At 61.6% G+C, this 20,797-nt stretch carries 25 protein-coding genes and 1 tRNA gene; 9 read left to right on the top strand and 17 right to left on the bottom strand.

What is annotated here, in order from left to right; genetic code table 11:
• Nucleotides 1-3: 3 nt before the first annotated feature.
• Nucleotides 4-336 (bottom strand): hypothetical protein, encoded by a 333-nt coding sequence (locus NKI73_RS10060; protein WP_352629062.1) that lies wholly within the window; start codon nt 334-336, stop codon nt 4-6.
• 251 nt (nt 337-587) lie between these two features.
• Here NKI73_RS10060 and NKI73_RS10055 point away from each other — a divergent pair, with 251 nt between their 5' ends.
• The 3 genes from NKI73_RS10055 to NKI73_RS10045 all read left to right on the top strand — a co-directional run bounded on the left by NKI73_RS10055 (nt 588) and on the right by NKI73_RS10045 (nt 2,125).
• Entirely contained in the window at nt 588-878 is a 291-nt protein-coding gene (locus NKI73_RS10055) for a TfoX/Sxy family DNA transformation protein (RefSeq protein WP_352629060.1), read from the top strand.
• A 106-nt stretch (nt 879-984) separates the two neighbouring features.
• Nucleotides 985-1,506: a hypothetical protein gene (locus NKI73_RS10050; RefSeq protein ID WP_352629058.1), complete on the top strand. Its 522-nt coding sequence runs from the start codon at nt 985-987 to the stop codon at nt 1,504-1,506.
• 4 nt (nt 1,507-1,510) lie between these two features.
• On the top strand, nt 1,511-2,125 hold the full coding sequence (locus NKI73_RS10045; protein ID WP_352629057.1) for a hypothetical protein: 615 nt from the start codon (nt 1,511-1,513) through the stop codon (nt 2,123-2,125).
• Here the strand turns inward: NKI73_RS10045 and NKI73_RS10040 are convergent.
• The 9 genes from NKI73_RS10040 to NKI73_RS10000 form a co-directional block, all read right to left on the bottom strand.
• Nucleotides 2,122-2,499, bottom strand: coding sequence for a VOC family protein (locus NKI73_RS10040; protein WP_352629055.1), 378 nt, complete (start codon nt 2,497-2,499; stop codon nt 2,122-2,124). The two genes, NKI73_RS10045 and NKI73_RS10040, sit on opposite strands and share 4 nt — an antisense overlap.
• A 77-nt stretch (nt 2,500-2,576) precedes the next feature.
• Nucleotides 2,577-2,783, bottom strand: coding sequence for a type II toxin-antitoxin system HicB family antitoxin (locus NKI73_RS10035; protein WP_352629053.1), 207 nt, complete (start codon nt 2,781-2,783; stop codon nt 2,577-2,579).
• A gap of 4 nt (nt 2,784-2,787) precedes the next feature.
• Nucleotides 2,788-2,991: a type II toxin-antitoxin system HicA family toxin gene (locus NKI73_RS10030; protein ID WP_352629051.1), complete on the bottom strand. Its 204-nt coding sequence runs from the start codon at nt 2,989-2,991 to the stop codon at nt 2,788-2,790.
• 6 nt (nt 2,992-2,997) lie between these two features.
• The gene (locus NKI73_RS10025; RefSeq protein WP_352629049.1) at nt 2,998-6,774 is read right to left on the bottom strand and encodes a vitamin B12-dependent ribonucleotide reductase; all 3,777 of its coding nucleotides are present in this window, start codon (nt 6,772-6,774) and stop codon (nt 2,998-3,000) included.
• 661 nt (nt 6,775-7,435) lie between these two features.
• A complete protein-coding gene (locus tag NKI73_RS10020) occupies nt 7,436-7,747 on the bottom strand; it encodes a PilZ domain-containing protein (RefSeq protein WP_352629047.1) in 312 nt (103 codons plus the stop codon).
• Between the two features lie 92 nt (nt 7,748-7,839).
• A complete protein-coding gene (locus tag NKI73_RS10015) occupies nt 7,840-8,328 on the bottom strand; it encodes an NUDIX hydrolase (RefSeq protein ID WP_352629045.1) in 489 nt (162 codons plus the stop codon).
• A 211-nt stretch (nt 8,329-8,539) separates the two neighbouring features.
• Nucleotides 8,540-9,040, bottom strand: coding sequence for a xanthine phosphoribosyltransferase (gene gpt / locus NKI73_RS10010; RefSeq protein ID WP_352629043.1), 501 nt, complete (start codon nt 9,038-9,040; stop codon nt 8,540-8,542).
• A gap of 234 nt (nt 9,041-9,274) precedes the next feature.
• Complete coding sequence (locus tag NKI73_RS10005; RefSeq protein ID WP_352629041.1) at nt 9,275-10,108, bottom strand: universal stress protein; 834 nt, start codon at nt 10,106-10,108, stop codon at nt 9,275-9,277.
• An 81-nt stretch (nt 10,109-10,189) separates the two neighbouring features.
• A complete protein-coding gene (locus NKI73_RS10000) occupies nt 10,190-10,933 on the bottom strand; it encodes a competence/damage-inducible protein A (RefSeq protein ID WP_352629039.1) in 744 nt (247 codons plus the stop codon).
• 220 nt (nt 10,934-11,153) lie between these two features.
• On the opposite strand from NKI73_RS10000, the gene NKI73_RS09995 reads away from it, so the two are divergent.
• On the top strand, nt 11,154-12,167 hold the full coding sequence (locus NKI73_RS09995) for an alpha/beta fold hydrolase (RefSeq protein ID WP_352629037.1): 1,014 nt from the start codon (nt 11,154-11,156) through the stop codon (nt 12,165-12,167).
• 56 nt (nt 12,168-12,223) lie between these two features.
• Complete coding sequence (locus NKI73_RS09990; protein WP_352629036.1) at nt 12,224-12,508, top strand: hypothetical protein; 285 nt, start codon at nt 12,224-12,226, stop codon at nt 12,506-12,508.
• Nucleotides 12,509-12,608: 100 nt separating this feature from the next.
• Here NKI73_RS09990 and NKI73_RS09985 read toward each other — a convergent pair whose 3' ends face one another.
• The 4 genes from NKI73_RS09985 to NKI73_RS09970 form a co-directional block, all read right to left on the bottom strand.
• Nucleotides 12,609-12,848 (bottom strand): DUF2188 domain-containing protein, encoded by a 240-nt coding sequence (locus NKI73_RS09985; protein ID WP_352629034.1) that lies wholly within the window; start codon nt 12,846-12,848, stop codon nt 12,609-12,611.
• 29 nt (nt 12,849-12,877) lie between these two features.
• The gene (locus NKI73_RS09980; RefSeq protein ID WP_352629032.1) at nt 12,878-13,156 is read right to left on the bottom strand and encodes a DUF982 domain-containing protein; all 279 of its coding nucleotides are present in this window, start codon (nt 13,154-13,156) and stop codon (nt 12,878-12,880) included.
• A 116-nt stretch (nt 13,157-13,272) separates the two neighbouring features.
• On the bottom strand, nt 13,273-13,590 hold the full coding sequence (locus tag NKI73_RS09975; protein ID WP_352629030.1) for an SH3 domain-containing protein: 318 nt from the start codon (nt 13,588-13,590) through the stop codon (nt 13,273-13,275).
• A gap of 108 nt (nt 13,591-13,698) precedes the next feature.
• Entirely contained in the window at nt 13,699-14,802 is a 1,104-nt protein-coding gene (locus NKI73_RS09970; protein WP_352629028.1) for an NADH:flavin oxidoreductase/NADH oxidase, read from the bottom strand.
• 209 nt (nt 14,803-15,011) lie between these two features.
• Here NKI73_RS09970 and NKI73_RS09965 point away from each other — a divergent pair, with 209 nt between their 5' ends.
• From NKI73_RS09965 to NKI73_RS09960, 3 genes are all read left to right on the top strand, one after another.
• On the top strand, nt 15,012-15,590 hold the full coding sequence (locus NKI73_RS09965; RefSeq protein WP_352629026.1) for an NUDIX domain-containing protein: 579 nt from the start codon (nt 15,012-15,014) through the stop codon (nt 15,588-15,590).
• 286 nt (nt 15,591-15,876) lie between these two features.
• A complete protein-coding gene (locus NKI73_RS33625; protein ID WP_502899406.1) occupies nt 15,877-16,116 on the top strand; it encodes an exopolysaccharide production repressor protein in 240 nt (79 codons plus the stop codon).
• A 91-nt stretch (nt 16,117-16,207) separates the two neighbouring features.
• Nucleotides 16,208-16,903: a GNAT family N-acetyltransferase gene (locus NKI73_RS09960; protein ID WP_352629024.1), complete on the top strand. Its 696-nt coding sequence runs from the start codon at nt 16,208-16,210 to the stop codon at nt 16,901-16,903.
• A gap of 23 nt (nt 16,904-16,926) precedes the next feature.
• Here NKI73_RS09960 and NKI73_RS09955 read toward each other — a convergent pair whose 3' ends face one another.
• The 3 genes from NKI73_RS09955 to NKI73_RS09945 form a co-directional block, all read right to left on the bottom strand.
• On the bottom strand, nt 16,927-17,469 hold the full coding sequence (locus NKI73_RS09955; RefSeq protein WP_352629022.1) for a DnaJ domain-containing protein: 543 nt from the start codon (nt 17,467-17,469) through the stop codon (nt 16,927-16,929).
• Nucleotides 17,470-17,665: 196 nt separating this feature from the next.
• A tRNA-Leu gene (locus NKI73_RS09950) sits at nt 17,666-17,751 on the bottom strand.
• Nucleotides 17,752-18,024: 273 nt separating this feature from the next.
• Nucleotides 18,025-18,690 (bottom strand): outer membrane protein, encoded by a 666-nt coding sequence (locus NKI73_RS09945; RefSeq protein WP_352629020.1) that lies wholly within the window; start codon nt 18,688-18,690, stop codon nt 18,025-18,027.
• 197 nt (nt 18,691-18,887) lie between these two features.
• Between NKI73_RS09945 and ade the strand changes: the two genes are divergently transcribed.
• Complete coding sequence (gene ade, locus NKI73_RS09940) at nt 18,888-20,708, top strand: adenine deaminase (RefSeq protein WP_352629018.1); 1,821 nt, start codon at nt 18,888-18,890, stop codon at nt 20,706-20,708.
• The last annotated feature ends 89 nt before the right edge of the window (nt 20,709-20,797 follow it).

Raw genomic sequence — 20,797 nt, 5'->3', positions numbered from 1 at the left:
CCTTCAGCAGCGAACGAGGGGGCCGCTGTCGAAGCCAGGCCAGGTTAACCGCAGCGTGGCGTCATGCCTGACTATATGGATGACGCGCGTGAACGGCTCCTCCAGCGACGGGTCAGAGCCGTAGCATTGGCTGGCATGCACCACCCAGCCAGTCGGATTTTTGCGAAACGTCGCGTGCTCGCAGCCGAATTCGGGAAGCGACAGCGCCGCCCGGTCTACGGTGAAGACGGTTTCGCGCTGAACGTCGGCGGCCGCACTGCAGTTCAGCCGGTCGCTGGACCATGTCCCGACATACGGTGCGGCCGCCAATGCAGGCCCGCCCGCGAATGCAGACATTGCCACCGTTATTGCCAAACGCCGCATCACCAGCTTGTCTCCTTCGGTCAGGGCGCTCGACCATACAGGCTGTTGGGTTCGCAAGGGACAAGTTTTCGACGGAACGGACTACGCAGCCGTTCCGGATTTCGCTTATGGTTTCACACGGATGATGCGACTGTGCCGGCTGGCCTTGCCTGCAACCGCTCTCCGGGAAGAGCGGCAAATCTACGGGACTAGCTTATGCTCCTTGAACACGCCGATACGCTGCGATGAGCACGCACGTCGAAGACATGAGAAATCTCGGACCAGCCATGGCGCGGATGCTGGCGGAAATTGATATTCTCGATGATGAGGATTTGCGCAATTTTGGCGTCGTCGAAGCTTACCACCGACTGAAGTTTCGGTTCGGGCGGCATGTGACGATCCTCGCACTCTATGCGATGGAGGCGGCAGTTCGCGGTTGTGACTGGCGGGCGCTTGATACCGAGACAAAGGAAAATCTGCTTAGGCAGGCGCGTCAGAACCCAGCGAGGGGCACGTTTTCATCCGGGAGAGGATAAACGCAGCCGTTCCGGATTTCGCTTATGCTTTTGCGCGGACGATGCGACTGTGCGAGCCGGCATGCAGCCCGCATCTGGCTTTCACAACGCTTTCCAGGGACATTTGATGATCACCCGCAAACTGGTCTTCGTTTTCCTGGGCCTGCTCGGCCCGATGCAGGCTGCCTTCGCAGAAGACTGTCTGCTGAGCCACGCCACCTATCGGGAGCCACGTTCGGGTGCCGTCATGCAATTTCGGCCGCTCGCCAACGAGCCGGCGGCGCTGACGGCGGAAGTTTTTTCGCTGAGCGTGCCGAACACCGACACAAGCCTGCCGGCCGACATCACCTGGACCAACGGCAAGAATTCATTCCCGCTCGGCACCATCCGCCACGCCTGCACCGACGACGACCGCGAAGCGGGCCTGCAGGATGGCAGCGGGCTGTGCAGGATATGGGATGGCCAAGTCTACGCCCTGACCGGCGGCGGCGCCGAACAGTTGAATTCGCGCGAAGCGACACCCGCGCCGAAGGGGCTGCTTTTGCCCGATTTCGGCGTGGCTTTCACCGAATGGGCCGATTTCGCCAATGCCAATCCCGACGGCTCGGCGTGGGATGCCTTCACTTTGACGGGATGCAGCGATGAGTAGCACCATGAGATCAATCATCTGGGCCAGCGCCCTGTTTGCATCCGCGACGATCATCACCGTAGTGCGTGCCGACGAGCCGTCGCCATCGCGCCAGCCTATCGACAAATGCGTCTGGGAAAAACTGGCCGACAAGACTGTCGGGCTGGCCGCCTGGGCGCAGCGCTGCGACTTCGGCTTCCGCCAGATCCATTTCGAATTTGCCGGCAATGCGCTTGCCATCAAATACAGCGATGGCGGAGACGCCGATCCACTTGTCGAGTTGTATGACATCAGGCCCGGCGAAACCGCCGAGGCCGCATTGCAGCGCCTGTTCCTGGAGAAGACCGACAAGGCCGTCAGCGCGCGCTGCGTGCTGAAGCCTTACATCGAGGGCACCGTGCCCACCGGCGTCAAACGCTACACATTCAGCCCCGACGCCGCCTACGCGAAAGAGCTGAAAGCGGTAGCCGATCCCAACGAGGTTCCGGAGCCGCTCTGCGGCGACTGGGGCGAAATGCCTGACGGTATCCAGTATTTCGAGGTGCCCACGGGCGAGGGGCGGAAAGTGCTGTTCGTGCGTATAGGCCAAGACGAGCCGTTATTTGACGAGCAGACGCTACGGGTGTTGCCGGCGAGTTAGACGCCAGGCTCGTTGAGCATGGCTTCGATGTTGTAGCCATCGGGATCAAGAACGAAGCAGGCATAGTAGGTCGCGGTATACTCCGGCCGCGGGCCGGGTGCGCCATTGTCCGTGCCGCCGGCCTGGAGAGCAGCTCGATAAAACGCCTCGACGTCCGCCTTGCTGTTCACCCGGAAAGCGACATGCACACGTGTCAGCGGTGGGTTGCTGTCCGATCGCTGGATCTCGAACAGGCTGCCTGCGCCGACATCAAAGGCCCAGAACACGCCCTCCTTGCCGAAGGAGAGGCTATATCCCAAGGGTGCAAAAGCCCTTTCGTAGAAGAGCTTGCTCTTCTCAAGGTCGCTCACAGCAATGGTGATGTGATCAATCATTCCGCACTGTCGCAGGATTCTGGCGCTAAGAAAGGAGCGCCGCTGCTGCCCGCCGCACCCGCTTTGGCCCGTGGGCTCTATGCCTCTACATATTCGGCCAGGCTGACGCCGTTGGGCACATCCAGCCCGTCGGCGCGCAAGCCTTCGATGTGAAAGCGTATTGCGTCGCGAATCTCGGTTTCCACCTCAGGTACGGTCGCACCGGTCGCGATGCAGCCGGGGAGGTCCGGCACATAGGCAGAAAAATTGTTTCCTGCTTTTTCAATCACCACCGCGTAACGCATGTCATCACTCCTTCAAACCTGACTGCTTGAGGATGCTGTTCAGTGTTCCCTGTGCAACCTCTTCAGACGGCTTGCCGGCCACGGTAACGCGGCCGGCTTTGATCTTGTGCTTATATTGGCGATGACTGCCCTTGGTTGCAACCAGATACCAGCCGTCGGCCTCCAGCAGGCGAATGACTTCGCGAACCGTAAGCCGACGAGGTGGCATCGGCTCTCAGCTGCACCCGCTCGTCGAGCCGCACGTATCGCACTTCTCACAAGTCCCGTTGCGTACCATGGTAAAGTTCTGGCACTCGGAGCAGGAATTGCCGGTGTAGCCTTGAAGCAGCGACTTGGCGCGACGGTCGTTGGCGAGTTTTTTTGCTTCGGCCGCCTCAACGGCCGCGGCGTCGGTGAACAAGCCTGCCGTGGCGTCCGAAGCAGCCGCTTCCTCGAAAGCGATGTCCTCGGCCAGTTCCTTTGCCCGCTCCTCATAGTCGCGCTTGTAGGCGACCGCTTCGTCGCTGGCCGGTTTCAGCGCCAGCACGTTGGAACCGGAGAAGGCTGTCGGCACTGAGCGGGCAGGGGCGCCCGAGGGTGCTGCAAAGCCTTTCGGATCATTGCCGCTGACGCGCGACACCAGCTTCACCGGCGAAGCGCCACGGGTCAGGCCCTTGGAGACCGCATCCGTCTTGCCTTCGCTGATGCCGCGGCCAAGTGCGGTGTTGGAAAAGTCCGACTGGTCGACATGGGCGAGGTCGTTGCGGCCGAGATAGGAGATCGCCAGTTCGCGGAACACGTAGTCGAGGATCGACGTCGCGCTCTTGATGGCGTCGTTGCCTTGCACCATGCCGGCCGGCTCGAATTTGGTGAAGGTGAAGGCGTGCACATATTCGTCGAGCGGCACGCCATATTGCAGGCCCAGCGAAATGGCGATGGCGAAGTTGTTGAGAAGGCCACGCAGTGTCGCGCCTTCCTTGTTCATGTCGATGAAGATCTCGCCGAGACGGCCATCGTCATATTCACCGGTGCGCAGGAAGATGGTGTTGCCACCGATCTTGGCCTTCTGCGTGTAGCCCTTGCGGCGGCCGGGCAGCTTTTCCTGCTCGCGCGACACGCGTTCGATGATGCGCTCGACAATCCGTTCGGTGATCTGCGCCGCGCGCGCCGCCGCCGGTGCGGCGATCAGCTGCTCGAGGGCTTCTTCCTCATCGTCCTCGCCATCGGCGAGCAGCGAGGAGTTGAGCGGCTGCGAGAGCTTCGAGCCGTCGCGATAGAGCGCGTTGGCCTTCAGCGCCAGCTTCCACGACAGCATATAGGCGCCCTTGGCGTCTTCCACCGTCGCATCGTTGGGCATGTTGATGGTCTTGGAGATAGCGCCGGAGATGAAGGGCTGCGCTGCCGCCATCATCTGGATGTGGCTGTTGATCGACAGCGAGCGCTTGCCGATCTTGCCGCATGGGCTGGCGCAGTCGAACACAGCCAGGTGTTCGGGCTTGAGGAAGGGCGCGCCTTCCAGCGTCATCGCACCGCAGACATGGATGTTGGCGGCCTCGATGTCCTTCCTGGAGAAGCCGAGCGCCGGCAGGATCTCGAACGAGAAATCGTTGAGCTGCTCGTCGGTGAACCCGAACGTCTCCTTCACCCAGTCCGCGCCGAGCGTCCACTGGTTGAAGACGAACTTGATGTCGAAGGCCGACTTCAAGGCTGCGTTGAGCGCCACGATCTTCTCGTCGGTGAAACCCTTGGCCTTGAGCGCGCCGGGGTTGATGGCCGGCGCTTGGTTGAGGTTGCCGTGGCCGACCGCATAGGCCTCCATCTCGCCGATCTGGGCTTCGGAGTAGCCGAGCGTGCGCAGCGCTTCCGGCACGGCGCGGTTGATGATCTTGAAATAGCCGCCGCCGGCCAGCTTCTTGAACTTCACCAGGGCGAAGTCGGGCTCGATGCCGGTGGTGTCGCAATCCATGACCAGACCGATCGTGCCGGTCGGCGCGATGACGGTCGCCTGCGCATTGCGGTAGCCATGCTCCTCGCCAAGCTCGATGGCGCGGTCCCAAGCGGCCTTGGCGTGGGTGGCAAGCTCCTGCTGCTTCAGGTCGGAAGCGACCAGCGGCACCGGGTTGACGGCGAGCTTCTCATAGCCCTGCTTCTCGCCATAGGCGGCGCGGCGGTGGTTGCGCATGACGCGCAGCATGTTCTGCGCATTGCGGTCGTAGTCGGCGAAGGCGCCGAGCTCGCCGGCCATCTCGGCCGAGGTGGCATAGGCCATGCCGGTCATGATGGCGGTGAGTGCGGCGCAGATCGCGCGGCCTTCGTCGGAATCGTAGGGTATGCCTGAGGTCATCAGCAGGCCGCCGATGTTGGCGTAGCCGAGGCCAAGCGTGCGGTATTCGTAGGACTGCTTGGCGATCTCCTTCGACGGGAACTGCGCCATCATGACGGAGATTTCCAGCACGATGGTCCACAGCCGCACAGTGTGCTCGTAAGCGGCGATGTCGATCGTGCCGTCGGCGTTGCGGTAGGGCAGCAGATTGATCGAGGCGAGGTTGCAGGCCGTGTCGTCGAGGAACATGTATTCCGAGCACGGGTTGGACGCCCGGATCGCACCGGCGGAAGCGCAGGTATGCCAATCGTTCATCGTCGTGTTGAAATGCAGGCCCGGATCGGCCGAAGCCCAGGCGGCATAGCCGATCTTTTCCCAGAGATCCCTGGCCTTCAGCGTCTTCAGCACCTTGCCGTCCTTGCGGGCGGTCAGGTGCCAGTCGGCATCGTCCTCGACGGCGCGCAGGAAATTGTCTTTCAGCGACACCGAATTGTTGGAGTTCTGGCCCGAGACCGTGAGGTAGGCATCCGAATCCCAGTCGGTGTCGTAAGTCTTGAACGACATCTGGGAGTAGCCCTGCTTGGCGAACTGGATGACGCGGTAGATGTAGTTCTCCGGCACGGCGGACTTCTTGGCCGCCTTGATCTCGCGCTTCAGCGCGGAGTTGATCGACGGGTCGAAGCAATCGTCATCATGGCCTTCGCAATTGACGCAGGCCTTCATGATCGCTTCGAGATGCTTCTTGACGATCTTGGAGCCGGTCACCAGCGAGGCGACCTTCTGCTCTTCATTGACCTTCCAGTCGATGAATTCCTCGATATCGGGGTGGTCGGCGTCAACGATGACCATTTTCGCGGCGCGACGCGTCGTGCCGCCCGACTTGATGGCGCCCGCCGCGCGGTCGCCGATCTTGAGGAAGCTCATCAAGCCGGACGAGCGGCCGCCGCCCGACAGCTTTTCACCTTCGCCGCGCAGCAGCGAGAAGTTGGAACCGGTGCCGGAGCCGTATTTGAACAGGCGCGCTTCACGCACCCAAAGGTCCATGATGCCGCCCTCGTTGACGAGGTCGTCCTGCACGCCCTGGATGAAGCAGGCATGCGGCTGCGGATGCTCGTAGGAGGACTTCGACTTGGTCAGCTTGCCGGTGAACGGGTCGACATAGAAGTGGCCCTGGCTCGGGCCGTCGATGCCATAGGCCCAGTGCAGGCCGGTGTTGAACCATTGCGGCGAGTTCGGCGCCACGCGCTGGGTGGCCAGCATATAGGCAAGCTCATCACGGAAGGCGCGTGCGTCTTCCTCCGACGACTTGAAGTAGCCGCCCTTCCAGCCCCAATAGGTCCAGGTGCCGGCCAGCCGGTCGAAGACCTGGCGGGCGTCGATCTCGGAGCCGTAGCGCTCGGCTTCCGGCAGCTTGGCGAGTTCGGCCTCGTCGGCGACGGAGCGCCACAGGAAGGAGGGGACGTCGTTCTCCTCGATCTTCTTCAGGCGCGCGGGAACACCGGCCTTGCGGAAATACTTCTGCGCCAGGATGTCGGCGGCAACCTGGGAGAACTGCGCCGGAACATCGATGTTGTCCAAGCGGAACACCACCGAACCATCCGGATTCTTGATCTCCGAAAGCGCCTTGCGGAATTCGATCTCCGCATAGGCAGATTGTCCTGGCTTGGTGAAACGACGCTCGATGCGCATTGGTCCGGTCCCTTTTGTCTATATATAGCGCTTTCGTCAGGGGATTTCTGCCCCAATGCGAAACACGCATGTCCGCCGTCTGCCGGCGTTCAAAAACGGCCGGCTTCTCCATTTCGCAGTCTTCGCCGGCCCTGCTGGTCAAAACTCCTTGCGAAGCGACTGTCCAACGCGCCGATGAACCCACGGGTCCCTCAAAACTGATTTTTTCCGATTCCCTCACTTGAGGGAAATTCACACTATCTAGCGTCGAGCCTACCTGCAAACACTAAATATAGTGTTAACAGACAATTTATTCAAGCCCGACAATTGTCCCAATCGTCCCCAATCGCCCCACAATTCCAACGCTTCCGCCGGCCTCGTAAACGGGCGGAAATGCGAGCGAAAACGCACATAATCCAGGAAAAAGACCGGGCTCAGAACTTTCCGGTCGCACTCTCAACAGAAGCGCATGGCCTATAAAAGGCGACTCGTTTTGCGCCGTCAAGGATTCGTTTGCGTAGCTTTTGTGACCCCAACATCTTGTGTGTCACATATGTGGATAACGGGGATAGAATTCGGCGCGGCGATCGCGATTTGCCGCCAGGGGCAACGGGGCTGTGGCAAGGCCAAGTTATTGCGAGGAGGACCGAGGCGCAAGCTTGCCACCCAAGCCCCGGCAGGATCAGCCGTAATGCAGCCGGGGTTTTGGCTCGGTGCCGGTGAACTGCACGCCAAGGCGGTCATTGCGCCGCCAGCGAACCTCGCATCGATAGGCAATGCCATCGAGCGGCACATAGAGAAGGAAGCGATCGGGAACCCGGGCTTCGAGCGGTACCTTCAGTTCGGCGCCACCTTCGTGCTGATTGCGCAGTGTGCAACCGACTTCCGAATTCGAAATTCCGGTGATGATCGACCCGCCCTTGAGCACACGCGGACGATGCTCGCGCTGGGGCTCGCCGGGTTCGTTCGGAATTGGACTTGCAGGGTTCGCCATCGATGAAAATACCAGAGCTGCCGAACCGTACCCGTGATTCCTTAGCAAAGCATTCACGTTGAGGCGCGCCGCCGCGGCCGTTCAATGCCCCTTCAGGGGAAGCTGTGCGGATCGGCACAGAAATAGGCGATGATCTGGCAAAGGTCGGGTTCGTTGATCATGCGCACCGCTTCGCTGGAACTGACCCATTTGCGGGTGCGGGAGTGTTTTTCCTTCCAGCGGTCGGCGACCTTGTCGACGTGCAGCGGGAACACCAGAACCTCGCACGGCACTTCTTCGCCGGAAGCCAGCACCTTGGCGTAGAAGTAACGGCCGGCTTCGAGATGAGAGACACTCCCGCGCAGTCCGGCTTCTTCGCCGGCCTCGCGCGCCGCGGCCTCGCAGAGCGGCTCCCTGGCCTCGGGCCAGCCCTTGGGAATAACCCAACGCCCGGTATCGCGGCTGGTGATCAGCATGATCTCGACACCGTTCCCGGTATCGCGCCAGGGCAAGGCGGCAACCTGCAGGCGGCACGGCGCCGTGCCGAAGAGCCGTCGGACCCTTTCGGCCAGATGATTGTGCGTCGTTGGCCTCGTTAACATCGAAGAAGCTAGCCCCAGCCTCCGGAATCGTTTGCCGTCTCACGAATCTTACGGCTAATTGTCAGCAATAAAAGTAAAAAATTTCATTCGTCACGCCGATTTCCGCCAGTAGACGTCGATTTCGCAAAATATCTGGCCTGTCGGGCCCATTTGCGAAAGCAAACAATGCCCGGTGCAAGTTGCTGATCTGTAACAGGCAGGTTGTTGCGAATCAGCCGGCGTGGTCGTCGGCGATCGGCTTCTGGTAGGTGAAGCCCATGTCCCATGGGAAATAGATCCAGGTGTCCTGGCTGACTTCGGTGACGAAAGTATCGACCAGTGGCCGCCCTTTCGGCTTGGCGTAGACGGTGGCGAAATGCGCCTTCGGCATCATCGCGCGCACGATGGCCGCCGTCTTGCCGGTGTCGGTCAGGTCGTCGATGATCAGCACGCCGACGCCGTCATCGACCAGCAGGGTGGGTGTAATCTCTTTGAGAACCTGCATCTGCCCTTGGCTGGTGTAGTCGTGATAGGAGGCGACACAGACCGTCTCGATGACCCGGATGCCGAGTTCGCGCGAGATGATCGCCGCTGGGACCAGCCCGCCGCGTGTGATGCAGACGATCGCTTTCCACTGCCCCTTGTTGGCGCCGGCAAGCCGCCAGGCGAGCGCGCGGGCATCACGATGGAACTGGTCCCAGGAGACCGGAAAGGCTTTTTCGGGAAGGGACATGTCGCGCACTCCGCAGCACGCGGGGATCGCGCGCAAGAAAACAGGGGAATGCGCGCGGAATTAGCTGGAAAGCCCCCTTCTTGGCAAGAGCAGGGGCTTGGCAAGAGCAGGCCTGAGCAATCGCTGTGGACTTCAAGTGCGTCGCGTCGAAACGAATTCATGCGATGCGCTTCAAGTCTCTGTTGCCATGCATGTCGTTTTCTCAAGCCCGGAGCCACTTATGAGTGACATGCGTCAGCGCGACAGGAAGGCTGCCACCGGCGCGGTGCGCAGCACACTGCGCGTCACGCCGCCGAACAGAAGCTGGCGCAGCCATGAGTGGCTGTAGGCGCCGAGCACCAGCAGATCGGCGCCGGTCTCCGCGATCCTGGTCTGGATGATGTCATCGATCGAATTGCCGCCCGACTGCTGCACCGAGACGCTGACGTTGGCGCCGTGGCGCGACAGCGCGGCCGCGATTTCGGCGCCGGCGGCCTCCGGGCTGTCGTCGAGCGTTTCAGGCGGGTCGATGACCAATATGTCGGTTTTCTCGGCTTCGATGATGAAGGGCAGCGCGTCGAAGGCGGCGCGCGCCGCCTCCTTGCTGCCGTTCCACGCGAGCAGCACATGTTTGAAGGTGGTGACCAGCGGACCCGCATGCGGCACCACCAGCACCGGCCGGCCCGCATCATAGACCAGCGTGTCGACATCCGCGCTCGGGTCACCGCCCGTCTCGCGCTGCGCCGCTATGATCAGATCGGCGGCGCGCACGCTCGAAATCCCGGTCAGCGCACTGTCACCCGAAAAGCTCTCCAGGCTTCGCCACTCGAAGGACAGGCCGGAATCCTCGATGCGTCTGAGGAAAGTCGCCTGCAGTTTTTCGGCACGCTCCCGGTTCATGTCGGCCGAAACCTGCAGGAATTCAGTGTCCGGAAAACCCGTGGCCGAAGTGTAGGGCACCGGAAGCGTTTCGGCATGGATACCGGTCAGATGGCTCTGGAACCGGGTGGCGAGAGGAATGGCGCAGTCGAGCACGCGCTCCGCGTCCTGCTCGTTCTGCAGAATGGCGACGATGGTTTTGAATCGCATGATAATCCCTCAGTTTACGAGCTACCGAACTCGCACCGAGGAAACGTTGCAGCGTCGTGCTTGGTTCCGGTGTGGACCAGATCAGCCGGGATTGCTGGCGAACCCGGCCACCATGGCCTCGACATCGGCACGTGCGGCATCCAGCGCCTCCTGGCTGCGGGCACGCACGACCAGTTCGGTCCAGAATTTGCCATCGCCATATTTCGGGTAGGAGCCGATGATCGTGTCCGGATGCGCTTTCTGGATGTCGCCCAGCGGCCCGCCGATAAGGCCTTCGCCGAATGGGCAGGGCACGGTCGCCGACAGCATTTTCGTGCCGGCCTTCAGCGTCGGTACGACGTTGTCGAGCATGGCCTGGAAGATCGACGGCACACCGGCCATGACATGGACGTTGCCGATGCGGAAGCCGGGCGCAACCGACACCGGATTGTCGATGAGATCGGCGCCGCGCGGCATCCGCGCCATGCGCTTGCGGGCCTCTGTGTATTCGATGCCGCGCGCGGCGTAGCTTGCCTCCAGCATCGCGTAGGCCTTGGCATCGTATTCGCAAGGCACGCCGAAAGCCTTGGAAATGGAATCGGCCGTGATGTCGTCATGCGTCGGTCCAATGCCGCCGGTGCTGAACACATAAGTGTAGCGGGCGCGCACCGCATTCACCGCGGCAATGATCTCGTCTTCCTCGTCCGGCACGATGCGCACCTCCTTCAGGTCGATGCCGATCGCCGTCATGATATCGGCGAGATGGCCGATGTTCTTGTCCTTGGTTCGGCCGGACAGAATCTCATCGCCGATGACGAGCATGGCGGCTGTTACGATTTCAGGCATGGAAGGCTCCGGCATGACGGTGGCCTGAGATAGCGCGGCGCGGCGGCGGCGGCAATGCCGCCGGAACGGTGAACACTCCCAGATATCCATTGAATGCCCGGCGGGCTGCCGCGTCAGCGCAAATCGACCTGTCGACGGGTCCCTGGGCCACAGTTTCGATGCAAGGTTGCAGCGGCGCCGGATGCGGCTAAGCTCAACCAGACTCTGGTCCGGGTGAACAATGCTGTTGTCGATTCTGTCGTGGCTGCTGGCCGTGCTGTTGTTGCTGGCAGTCCTTGTCATCGCCTGTCTGGTGCTGGCGACGCTGTGGATCGCCGCCAAGGCCGAAAGGCTGGTGCCGCCGGTCGGAAAATTCATCGAGATCGACGGCAACCGCATCCATTATGTCGATCAGGGTGAAGGGCGGCCGATCGTCTTCGTGCACGGGCTTGGTGCCCAACTCCATCATTTCGGGCACACTCTGTTTGGACGGTTCGGCCCGGGCTACCGGTTGATCGCGCTTGATCGACCAGGGTCGGGCTATTCGGTGCGGGCGCGCGGCGCTACGGGCCGGCTGCCCGAACAGGCTGAGATCGTACGCCGCTTCATCGAAGCCCTGGGGCTGGAAAGGCCGCTGGTGGTCGGTCACTCGCTGGGCGGCGCCGTCGCGCTGACCCTGGCCGTGGAGCACCCCGAGGCGATTTCCGGCATCGCGCTCTTGGCGCCATTGACCCATCTGGAAGCCGGCATGCGCGAAAAGTCCGGCTTGCTCAATATCCCCTCGCGCCTGCGGCGCTGGATCACGGCTTACACCATGGCGATACCGACAAGTCTCCGATATGCGCGGCCGACGATGGAATTCATCTTCGCGCCGCAGGCTTTTCCTGCCGATTACATGGTCGACGCAGGTGGATGGCTCGGGCTGAGGCCAGCCCATTTCTACGCCACGTCGTCGGATGTCGTGGCAGTCGAACAGGATCTCGGCCGCATCGAGCAGCGTTATGGCGAGATCGCCATGCCGGCCGGCATTCTCTTCGGAACGGCCGACCGCGTTGTCGATATCCGTACCCACGGCGAGCCAATGCAGAGCGAAATCGAAACACTTGATTTCGAATCTGTCGACGGTCTCGGCCACATGCCGCAATTCAATGAGCCCGAACGGAGCATTACCTTCATCAAACGCATTGCGGCGCGTGCGTTTTCCGAGCCGACATCAAACCGGCTTCACAACAATTTCAAGGAACCATTCGGCTGATTGCCGGGTTTTGCCCGCGTCGCACCCAAGACGACGAAGATATGGAGTAATTCAAAATGTACACAAAACTTCTCGCAGCATCCGTCCTGACGATCGGCCTCGCCACATCGGCGATGGCGCAGTCGTCGGACAGCACATATTCCAGCCGTCACAACTGGTGGCTGTTCGGTAATGAAGACCAGACGACTGTCGATCCCAACACCACCGGTAGCATCAATGCAGACGGCTCCGGGTTGAACACCATGGGCAACACCGGCGGGATTGGACCATGTGCCCATAACACGCCCGGTCCGGACGCCAATGCCGGGCAGAACGTCAACGATCAGTACTGCGGCAAATAAGGCCACGCGGGCGGTTGCTGGCTGCGGAGCGTTTCCTCTCCGGACGTCTGCGGCTGGCGCCCCGCTCTATACCGCCAAAAATTAACTGGAGATCCCAGGCTTACTCGGAAACCTCTGTTTGCGGCCGATCCCGGCCGTCTGCGAGTTCTTCATGCCATTTGCCTTCGGCGTCCTCGTACTGAATGCCGTCCGTGGCTCCGGCGACCTGCTGCTCGGCCGAAGCGATTTCGGCGGCGCGCAATGCGTCCTCATGCGTGGGAAACGTCTCCGAGAAGGTTGCTCCGACCTTGTAGGCCCAGCCGCCGTCATGCTCGACGATTTTGTAAGTCAGCTTCGCCATGAAAACCTCCAGTTGAAAGGCCCGCCTGCTCAATGCAGCCGGTCGTCGGGCAGTTTGTCGTCGGGCACCAGCACTTCCGATTCCTTGGCGGCTTCAATCAGCGCCCGGCGCGCATCCGCTGTCGAACGATAACCTTCCAGCACTTTGAGGCAAGTGTCGAGGGCATCACGATGACGCGGGCCGCGATTGAGCGGCCACACGGTCATCAGGCATTCCGCGGCCTCCTGGGCGCTGCGGATATGGCGATATTTGCCGACATGGCCAAGTTCGACAACCACCGGCACTTCAAAAGGTTTGTTATCCATCATGGCCGCAACGCAAAGCAGCCGATTTGGTTGCAAACGTGGCCTTCAGCCTGCGCCCAAACGTCTCAGAGCCTGTTTGGAGGCTGCCATCTGACCGGGAACGGCTCGAAAACAGCCGCTCAGTAACCGCAGTCGTTGCGCAGCCAGCGGGCGTTTGCCCAGCCGGTCCGGCCGCCGATTTCGACCTGATACCAGTTGCCGCGCCGGTCGAAGATCTCGGTATGATCGCCATTGAACAATTGGCCGATCATCCGCGACGACGAGTTCGGCCGTGTCCGCACGGCGAGAAAGCCGCTGCCGGTCGCCAGATTGTAGCGGCCGGACAGGCCGTGCACCGTGCCCTCGCAATATTGTGCACCGGCCGGCGTCGATGTGCCGATCCAAAGTCCGGCCACGACGGTTAGCGCTGCAACCGGCAAGAATGCCCTCAATGGCATGACTTCCTCCCAAGCCCGGCCGCGCCCGCCGCAGCCTCACCCAACGTAGCAGTTTGTGGCGAGAATTGAAGCGGGGCAAACTGTGCCGGTGTCAGGAGAACGGGCTGATCAGCCCGCCGCCTTCATCCAGTGCTGCATCGTGGTCACCGAACGGGCAAGCTGTGGCGCCGGGTGGATTGTCTCGCTGAACGTCGCCGCCGCACGCCATCCCCAGCGCGGATCGGCCAGGAAGGCGCGCGCCAGCGCCACCATGTCGGCGCGGCCCTCAGTGAGGATCGCTTCGGCCTGCTTCGGGTCATCGATCAGGCCGACCGCGCGGGTCGGAATGCCTGCACCCTTGCGCACGGCCTCCGCCAGATGCACCTGGTAGCCGGGGCCGGTGGGCAATTTCTGCAACGGCGAATTACCGCCGCTCGAGCAGCAGAGATAGGCGACGCCCAAATCCTTGAGTGCCTTCGCGACTTCGATCGCGTCCTCGACGTCGAAGCCGCCATCGACCCAATCCTTCACCGACAGCCGCGCGCCGAGCATCAGCTTTGGCGTTGCCTTGCGCACCGCCTTGGCGATCTCGACGACAAGGCGCATGCGGTTCTCCAGCGAGCCGCCCCAGCGATCGGTGCGCTGGTTGGACAATGGCGACAGGAACTGGAAGATCAGATAACCATGCGCGGCGTGCAGTTCGAGGAAGTCGAAGCCCGCGCGTTCGGCCCGCCTTGCCGCCTCGGCGAAGCGTTCGATGAGCTGCAGGATCTCTTTCTCCTCCAGCGCCCGCGGCACGTTCCAGCCGGTGTCGTAGGCAATGGCCGAGGCCGACACGGTCTGCCAGGGGTCCTCATCTGGCTGCAGCGGTCCGCCGCCCTCCCACGGCTTGCGGTTCGAGGCTTTGCGGCCGGCATGGGCCAGTTGCGTGCCAAATTTCGTGCCCGGAGCGGCGACGCGTCTTGCCGCATCCAGCGCCCGGCGGGCGGCGGCCTCATTGTCTTCGGAATAAAGGCCGAGGCAGCCATGCGTGATGCGCCCGCGGCGCTCGACATCGGTCATCTCGACCGTGACCATGCCGGCGCCGGACATGGCAAGGTTCATCCAATGGTAGAGGTGCCAGTCGCTGGCCGAGCCGTCTTCGGCCGAATACTGGCACATCGGTGCGACAGCGATACGATTGGGGAAGGTGAGGCCGTCGAGGGTGATCGGCTGGAAAAGCGATGCGGTCATGAGAAACTCCGGGGAGGGTTAGCAGCTATTTAGGCAACCGATCGAGTCTGCGCCAGACACGAGGCGGTGAAACGGCTTCTGGACCAATCACTGACGGCATTGCCGAAACGCCGGTTCGCGGCTACGCCTCGACCGCCAATGCATGTCGCCCAAAAGTGGCCCCGGTTTTGGGAGAACGACATGCATGAACCAAGAGCATGGAGACCATGATGGAAGATCGCGTTCGCATCCGTTCGGAGGAAATCCTCTCCGACGACTGGGCCGTCCTGAAGAAGACCGTTCTCGACTACCGCCGGCGTGACGGACAGTGGGAGACGCAGGTGCGCCAGACCTATGATCGCGGCGATGGCGCGGTGATCCTGCCTTACGATCCCTCGCGTTCGACCGTGCTCCTGGTGCGCCAGTTCCGCTATCCCGCCTACGTCACCGGCCACCGCGAACCGCTGATCGAGGCCTGTGCCGGCCTGCTGGATGAAAACGATCCGGAAACCTGTATCCGCAAGGAGGCGGAGGAGGAGCTCGGCTACCGGCTGCAGAACGTGGAGAGGCTGTTTTCGCCCTATATGAGCCCCGGCAGCGTCACAGAACGGCTCTGGTTCTTCATCGCCCGTTATTCGCCCGCCGACCGCATCTCGGCCGGCGGTGGCGCGGCGGACGAAGGCGAGGACATCGAAGTTCTGGAAATGCCGCTCGACGAGGCGCTGGCCGGCATTGCCGATGGCCGCATCATCGACGCCAAGACGATTATTTTGATCCAGCATTTGAAGCTGAACCCGATGCGGGCTTGACTTGGGTCCAAGGCAGCCGTTGGACCCGTTGGCAGGGCTGTCTCATCGGTATCAAGATTCTTATTTGCGTGATTTCTAATATATATCTAGATTGATCGGCGCGGGGGAAGCCCAAACCCCACCCGCGATGGCCGGTGCGGCCCCCTTAGACCCCTAAGCCAACCGCACTGGCCATTCATCCCTTTGCGGCTACTGGTCTGGGTTCTCGAGGTGAGCGTGAAGGTTTTCTATTTGACAACTTAATTGATTGGCGCCGGCGACAGGCTGGAGTGGGCTGGGAAAAGAGATGTACTTTCCGCAATATCTGATTGGAATGTCCGCAACGACGATCGGCGTTGCAATCTGGGCTTACTTGGAGGCCGGGTCGGTCTGGGCGTCGCTTGGGTGGGCAATTCTCACCTTGGTTGTCCTGCAGGTCGGTTACGGCGGCTTGGTTATTTATCTGGTCTTCCGGCGACCATCTGAAGCCTCGGACGCACGGCCGGCTATTGACCCTACAAGCCCCCTTTTATTCTGGCCTTTCTGAACTGGTCAGGTTGAATGCCCCGCACGCGGAAAGCCGCGCTTGTGGTCGAGCTCGGGTTCCAAGGTCTGCGCCAATCGGCGGGGGAGGGAATATGGCTGAGCAAGACAGATGGAAGGAACTGTCGAAAGCAGCCGGCAGCGCGAGCCCACCCAGGCCAGTAACGTTGACGGGAAACCATATAAGCCTCGTGCCGCTCTGCCGCGAAGATGCCGACGAAATCTTCCGGCTGACCCATGCTGGCGAACGCGACGAGATCTGGGCCGAGATGAAGATGGGGCCGTTCGACAGGGTTGAGTCTTTCCGCGCGCATGTCGAGGATCTGCTCAGCGACCAGTCGCGCGCATTCCTGACGCTACGCACCGCCAGGGGGCCTGTCGGCTGGCTTTGCCTGATGGAGGCAAGGCCGGCGCATCGGGTGATTGAACTCGGCTACATCCTTTTCGCGCCCAGCCTACAGAGGACTGTCGCTGCCAGCGAGTCGCTATTCCTCATCATGCGGCACGTCTTCGACGATCTGGGCTATCGCCGCCTGGAATGGACCTGCACCACAGCCAATGCGAAATCCAGACGAGCGGCCGACCGGTTGGGCTTCGTCTTCGAGGGTATATTGCGCGAGAGTCTCATCCTGAAAGGGCGCCCGTGCGACATCTGCATGTACTCCCTCCTGGCGCGGGAATGGACCGTCGCCGAGGGCGCCTTCCTGACTTGGCTATCTCCCGACAATTTTGCCGATGGACGCCAGATGCAGTCCTTGGAGCAGGTCAGAGCGTCTCTGCCGCGCAATTGAGATTGGGGCGGCGGGCTTTCTAATCAGGCGCCATGAAGATCACGTTCGAGCAGTCTGATGGTGGGGCCAGTATCTTCGGAGATGGCGCGATCGATGCCTTCTACGGTGATCGCGATCGTTCCGTTCTCGACCCTGCCTATCCAACCCTTGGCTTTCATATACCAGAGGTGAAACTCGAGATGTTCACGCGGACAGCCTGACAAGCGTTCGAGTTCTGTATCGCCAATGCCAGGATTATTAACGTCTTGCCGCCGTTTCACATAAAGGAGCGAGAGCACCCTGGCCTGAATGACGACGTCCTTTTCAAAGCCTTTTGTGTTGGTGGCTTCTTCTGCCAACTCGCGGCGAAAGTTCGCATGATCCTTATGTCGAATGTCATACTGCGCGCGCTTGACCGGATCTTTGAGAATATTGTGGGCCTCTACGATCTCGCTAAAGCGCGCTTCATCGCCGGTGTCCCGATTGTCGGGATGGTAGCGCATAGCAAAATAACGAAATACTCGTTCGATCGTTTCCGAGTTGGCGTTCGGGCTGATTTCCAGAATTTCATAGTAGTCAGTGACCATCGAATCGCGTTCCTCTCCAGCAGAACTGTATATGCGTATTCGCCGAAAGACGGAACGTTTAATGGACATTGACCGACCTCAAGCGGTTGCGTCGGACCATTGCTTGAGGCAGCCAAGACCTTAGTCCTGCCGTTCAGATCAACGGGGTGAAAGATCACCGGCGCCAAGGACCGTCGACAGGCCGTGGGGCACAATATGGTGCGGACGACGGGAATCGAACCCGTACGATCAGAGATCGAGGGATTTTAAGTCCCTTGCGTCTACCAATTCCGCCACGTCCGCAGGCCAGCCCTTTTCAGACGCCAGACACAGGCCGTCAAGTCGTGTTCTTGGGCCTTGGCGAACGCGCGAACAAACCAGCCGGCTTGGTGATACTGGCGCGATCACGGAATTATCGGCGCTGCGGGCACGGATATGATGTTTGTGCGGCGGATCTGATCCGCCAAGGCCGGCGCCTCTCAGGCCCAACCCATTCCCCCGCCCACTGGGAGCGCCGGCCGCCCCAATTCCCCCCGAAGTCCGTCCCGGCCTTCAGCGCTACAACAACGGGTTGGTTCAGAACTTGTAGCTCAAATTGATGCCGACCGTGTTCAGCTTCACGTTCTGATCGCGATCGTTAAAGGGTTCCGCCACGTCGTAGTGCTCGGAGCCGAAATCATAGTAGCGATACTGCGCACCGACGACGAACTTGTCGGTCAGCGCGTAGTCGACGCCGGCACCCACGGTCCAGCCGATATTTGTGCGCGTGCTGGCGAACGCCGGACCCGCGACCTGCGAGGTTTCGATGCCGGCAAAGGCGACGCCGCCAATGCCGTAGATCAGCAGGCGATCCATGGCGTAACCCGCCTTGGCGTTGACCGACCCGAACCACTTGATGTCGGTCCCGAATGTGCTTCCCAGGCCCGATTCCGTCGTGCCTTCGATCGAGGAATAGTTGAGGTCTGCCTCGGCGCCGAGCACAGCCTGGTCGAACTGCCACAGGCCGGCGACATGGCCGCCGACGAAGCCGCCATCAATATCGGGGGTGATGGAAAACGGCGCGCCTTCCGTCGTTGATATATCGGATCGGCCCCAGCCATAGCCGCCTTGCAGACCGGCGTAGTAGCCCGTCCAGTCGAAGCCGGGCGCCGTCATCGGCACGTCGACCATCTGGTCGGCTGCAAAAGCCGGCACGGCCGAAGCGACAAGAAAAACGGCACTTGCGACCACCAGGCGACGCATCGAACTCCCCGAAATGGCGATCCAGAAATGTCCTTGCGGGAAGGGTAACCTGATTTGCCACAAAACGGAATTCCATTTCCGACTGCGACCAATATGTGGTGAAGACGGCGTAATCCGTTGATCGACAGTAGCAAAGACCGTTCGGCGCTGGCCAAAACCACATCGGCTTGGCACAGTCGGGCAAACAGGAGTCTTTCATGACAAAGAAGCCGTCGGGGCATGCGACGAAACCCAAACCCTGGACCGAGATGGCGACGCATCTGGTCGATGTCGCCATGGGGCGCAAACCCGCCGATCTCGTCATCCGCAACGGCCGCTGGGTAAACGTCCATTCGGGCGAGATCATCGCCGGCACCGACATCGCCATTGCCGGCGGGCGCTTCGCCTTTTGCGGGCCTGATGCCAGCCACGCCATCGGCCAGGGCGTCACCAAGGTGGTCGACGCCGGCGGGCGCTATCTGGTGCCCGGCCTTTGCGACGCGCACATGCATGTCGAAAGCGGTATGGTGACGGTGACCGAGTTCTGCCGGGCTGTCATTCCGCACGGCACCACCTCGATGTTCATCGACCCGCATGAGATCGCCAATGTGCTGGGCCTGCCGGGCGTGCGGCTGATGCATGACGAGGCCGTCGCCATGCCCATCAACGTGCATGTGCAGATGCCGTCCTGCGTGCCTTCGGCGCCGGGGCTGGAACATGCCGGCGCCGAGCTGACGGTTGCCGATGTGGCGGAAGCGATGACCTGGGAAAACATCATCGGGCTCGGCGAGGTGATGAATTTTCCCGGCGTCGCCGCCAATGACCCGGTCATGTCGGGCGAGATCGCCGCGACGGTCAAGGCAGGCAAGACGGTCGGTGGCCACTATGCCTCGCGCGATCTCGGCCTGCCGTTCCATGGCTATGTCGCCGGCGGCCCGGAAGACGACCACGAGGGTACGCGCGCCGAGGATGCCATTGCGCGTGTGCGCCAGGGCATGAAGGCGATGCTGCGGCTGGGCTCGGCCTGGTATGACGTCGCCTCGCAGATCAAGGCGGTGACGGAGAGCGGGATCGACCCGCGCAACTTCATCCTGTGCACCGACGACAGCCATTCCGGCACGCTGGTCCATGAAGGCCATATGGACCGCGTGGTGCGCCACGCCATCAGCCAAGGCTTGAAGCCGGTGACGGCGATCCAGATGGCGACGCTCAACACCGCCCAGCATTTCAAGCTGGAGCGCGAGATCGGCTCGATCGCGCCGGGGCGGCTGGCCGACCTGCTGATCGTCTCCGATCTCGCCGCGATGACCATAGACGAAGTTTATGCACGCGGTGTCAGGCTGGCCAAGGGCGGCAAGCTCGAAATCGACATTCCGGCCTATGATTATCCCCTGACGGCGAAGAACACCGTCAAGCTCGGCAAGAAGCTGAAGGGCGGCGACTTCGACATCGTGGCTCCCCAGGGCGCCAACGAGGTGCGGGTGCGCGTCATCGGCGTCATCGAGAACCAGGCGCCGACGCGGGCACTGGAGGCCGATCTGCCGGTCGAGGACGGGCTGGTCGCCATGGATCGCCGCAACGATGTCTGCCAGATCGCGCTGGTCGAGCGCCACAGAGGCACCGGCGGCGTCACCAACGCCTTCGTCTCCGGATTCGGTTACATGGCTGACTGCGCCATGGCGTCCAGCGTGGCGCATGACGCCCACCACATCATCTGCGTCGGTACCAACAAGCAGGACATGGCGCTGGCCGTGAACCGTCTGGGCGAGGTCGGCGGCGGCGTCGTGCTGTTCTCCAAGGGCAAGGAACTGGCGCTGGTCGAAATGCCTATCGCCGGGCTGATGTCGGACGAGCGGGCTGAAATCGTCGCCGCCAAGGCCGATAAGCTCGCCGAGGCGATGCGCAAGATGGGCTGTTCATTGAACAACGCCTATATGCAGCACTCGCTGCTGGCCCTGGTCGTCATTCCCGAACTGAGGATTTCGGATGTCGGCTTGATCGACGTGACGACATTCCAGAAGGTCGACCTCTTCGTCTAGGCACGTCGATATTCAGGTGATGCCGGCCTGCGAATGACGGCTTTCTGCGCTTCCGGTGCTCATATGTGGACGGCCCCCTGCTTGCAAGT

The organism is Mesorhizobium sp. M0496 (genome assembly GCF_040321205.1).
In the GTDB taxonomy this organism is placed as follows: domain Bacteria; phylum Pseudomonadota; class Alphaproteobacteria; order Rhizobiales; family Rhizobiaceae; genus Mesorhizobium.
Note: the sequence above shows the minus strand (reverse complement) of the source record. Positions and strands in the feature narration are given on the sequence as shown.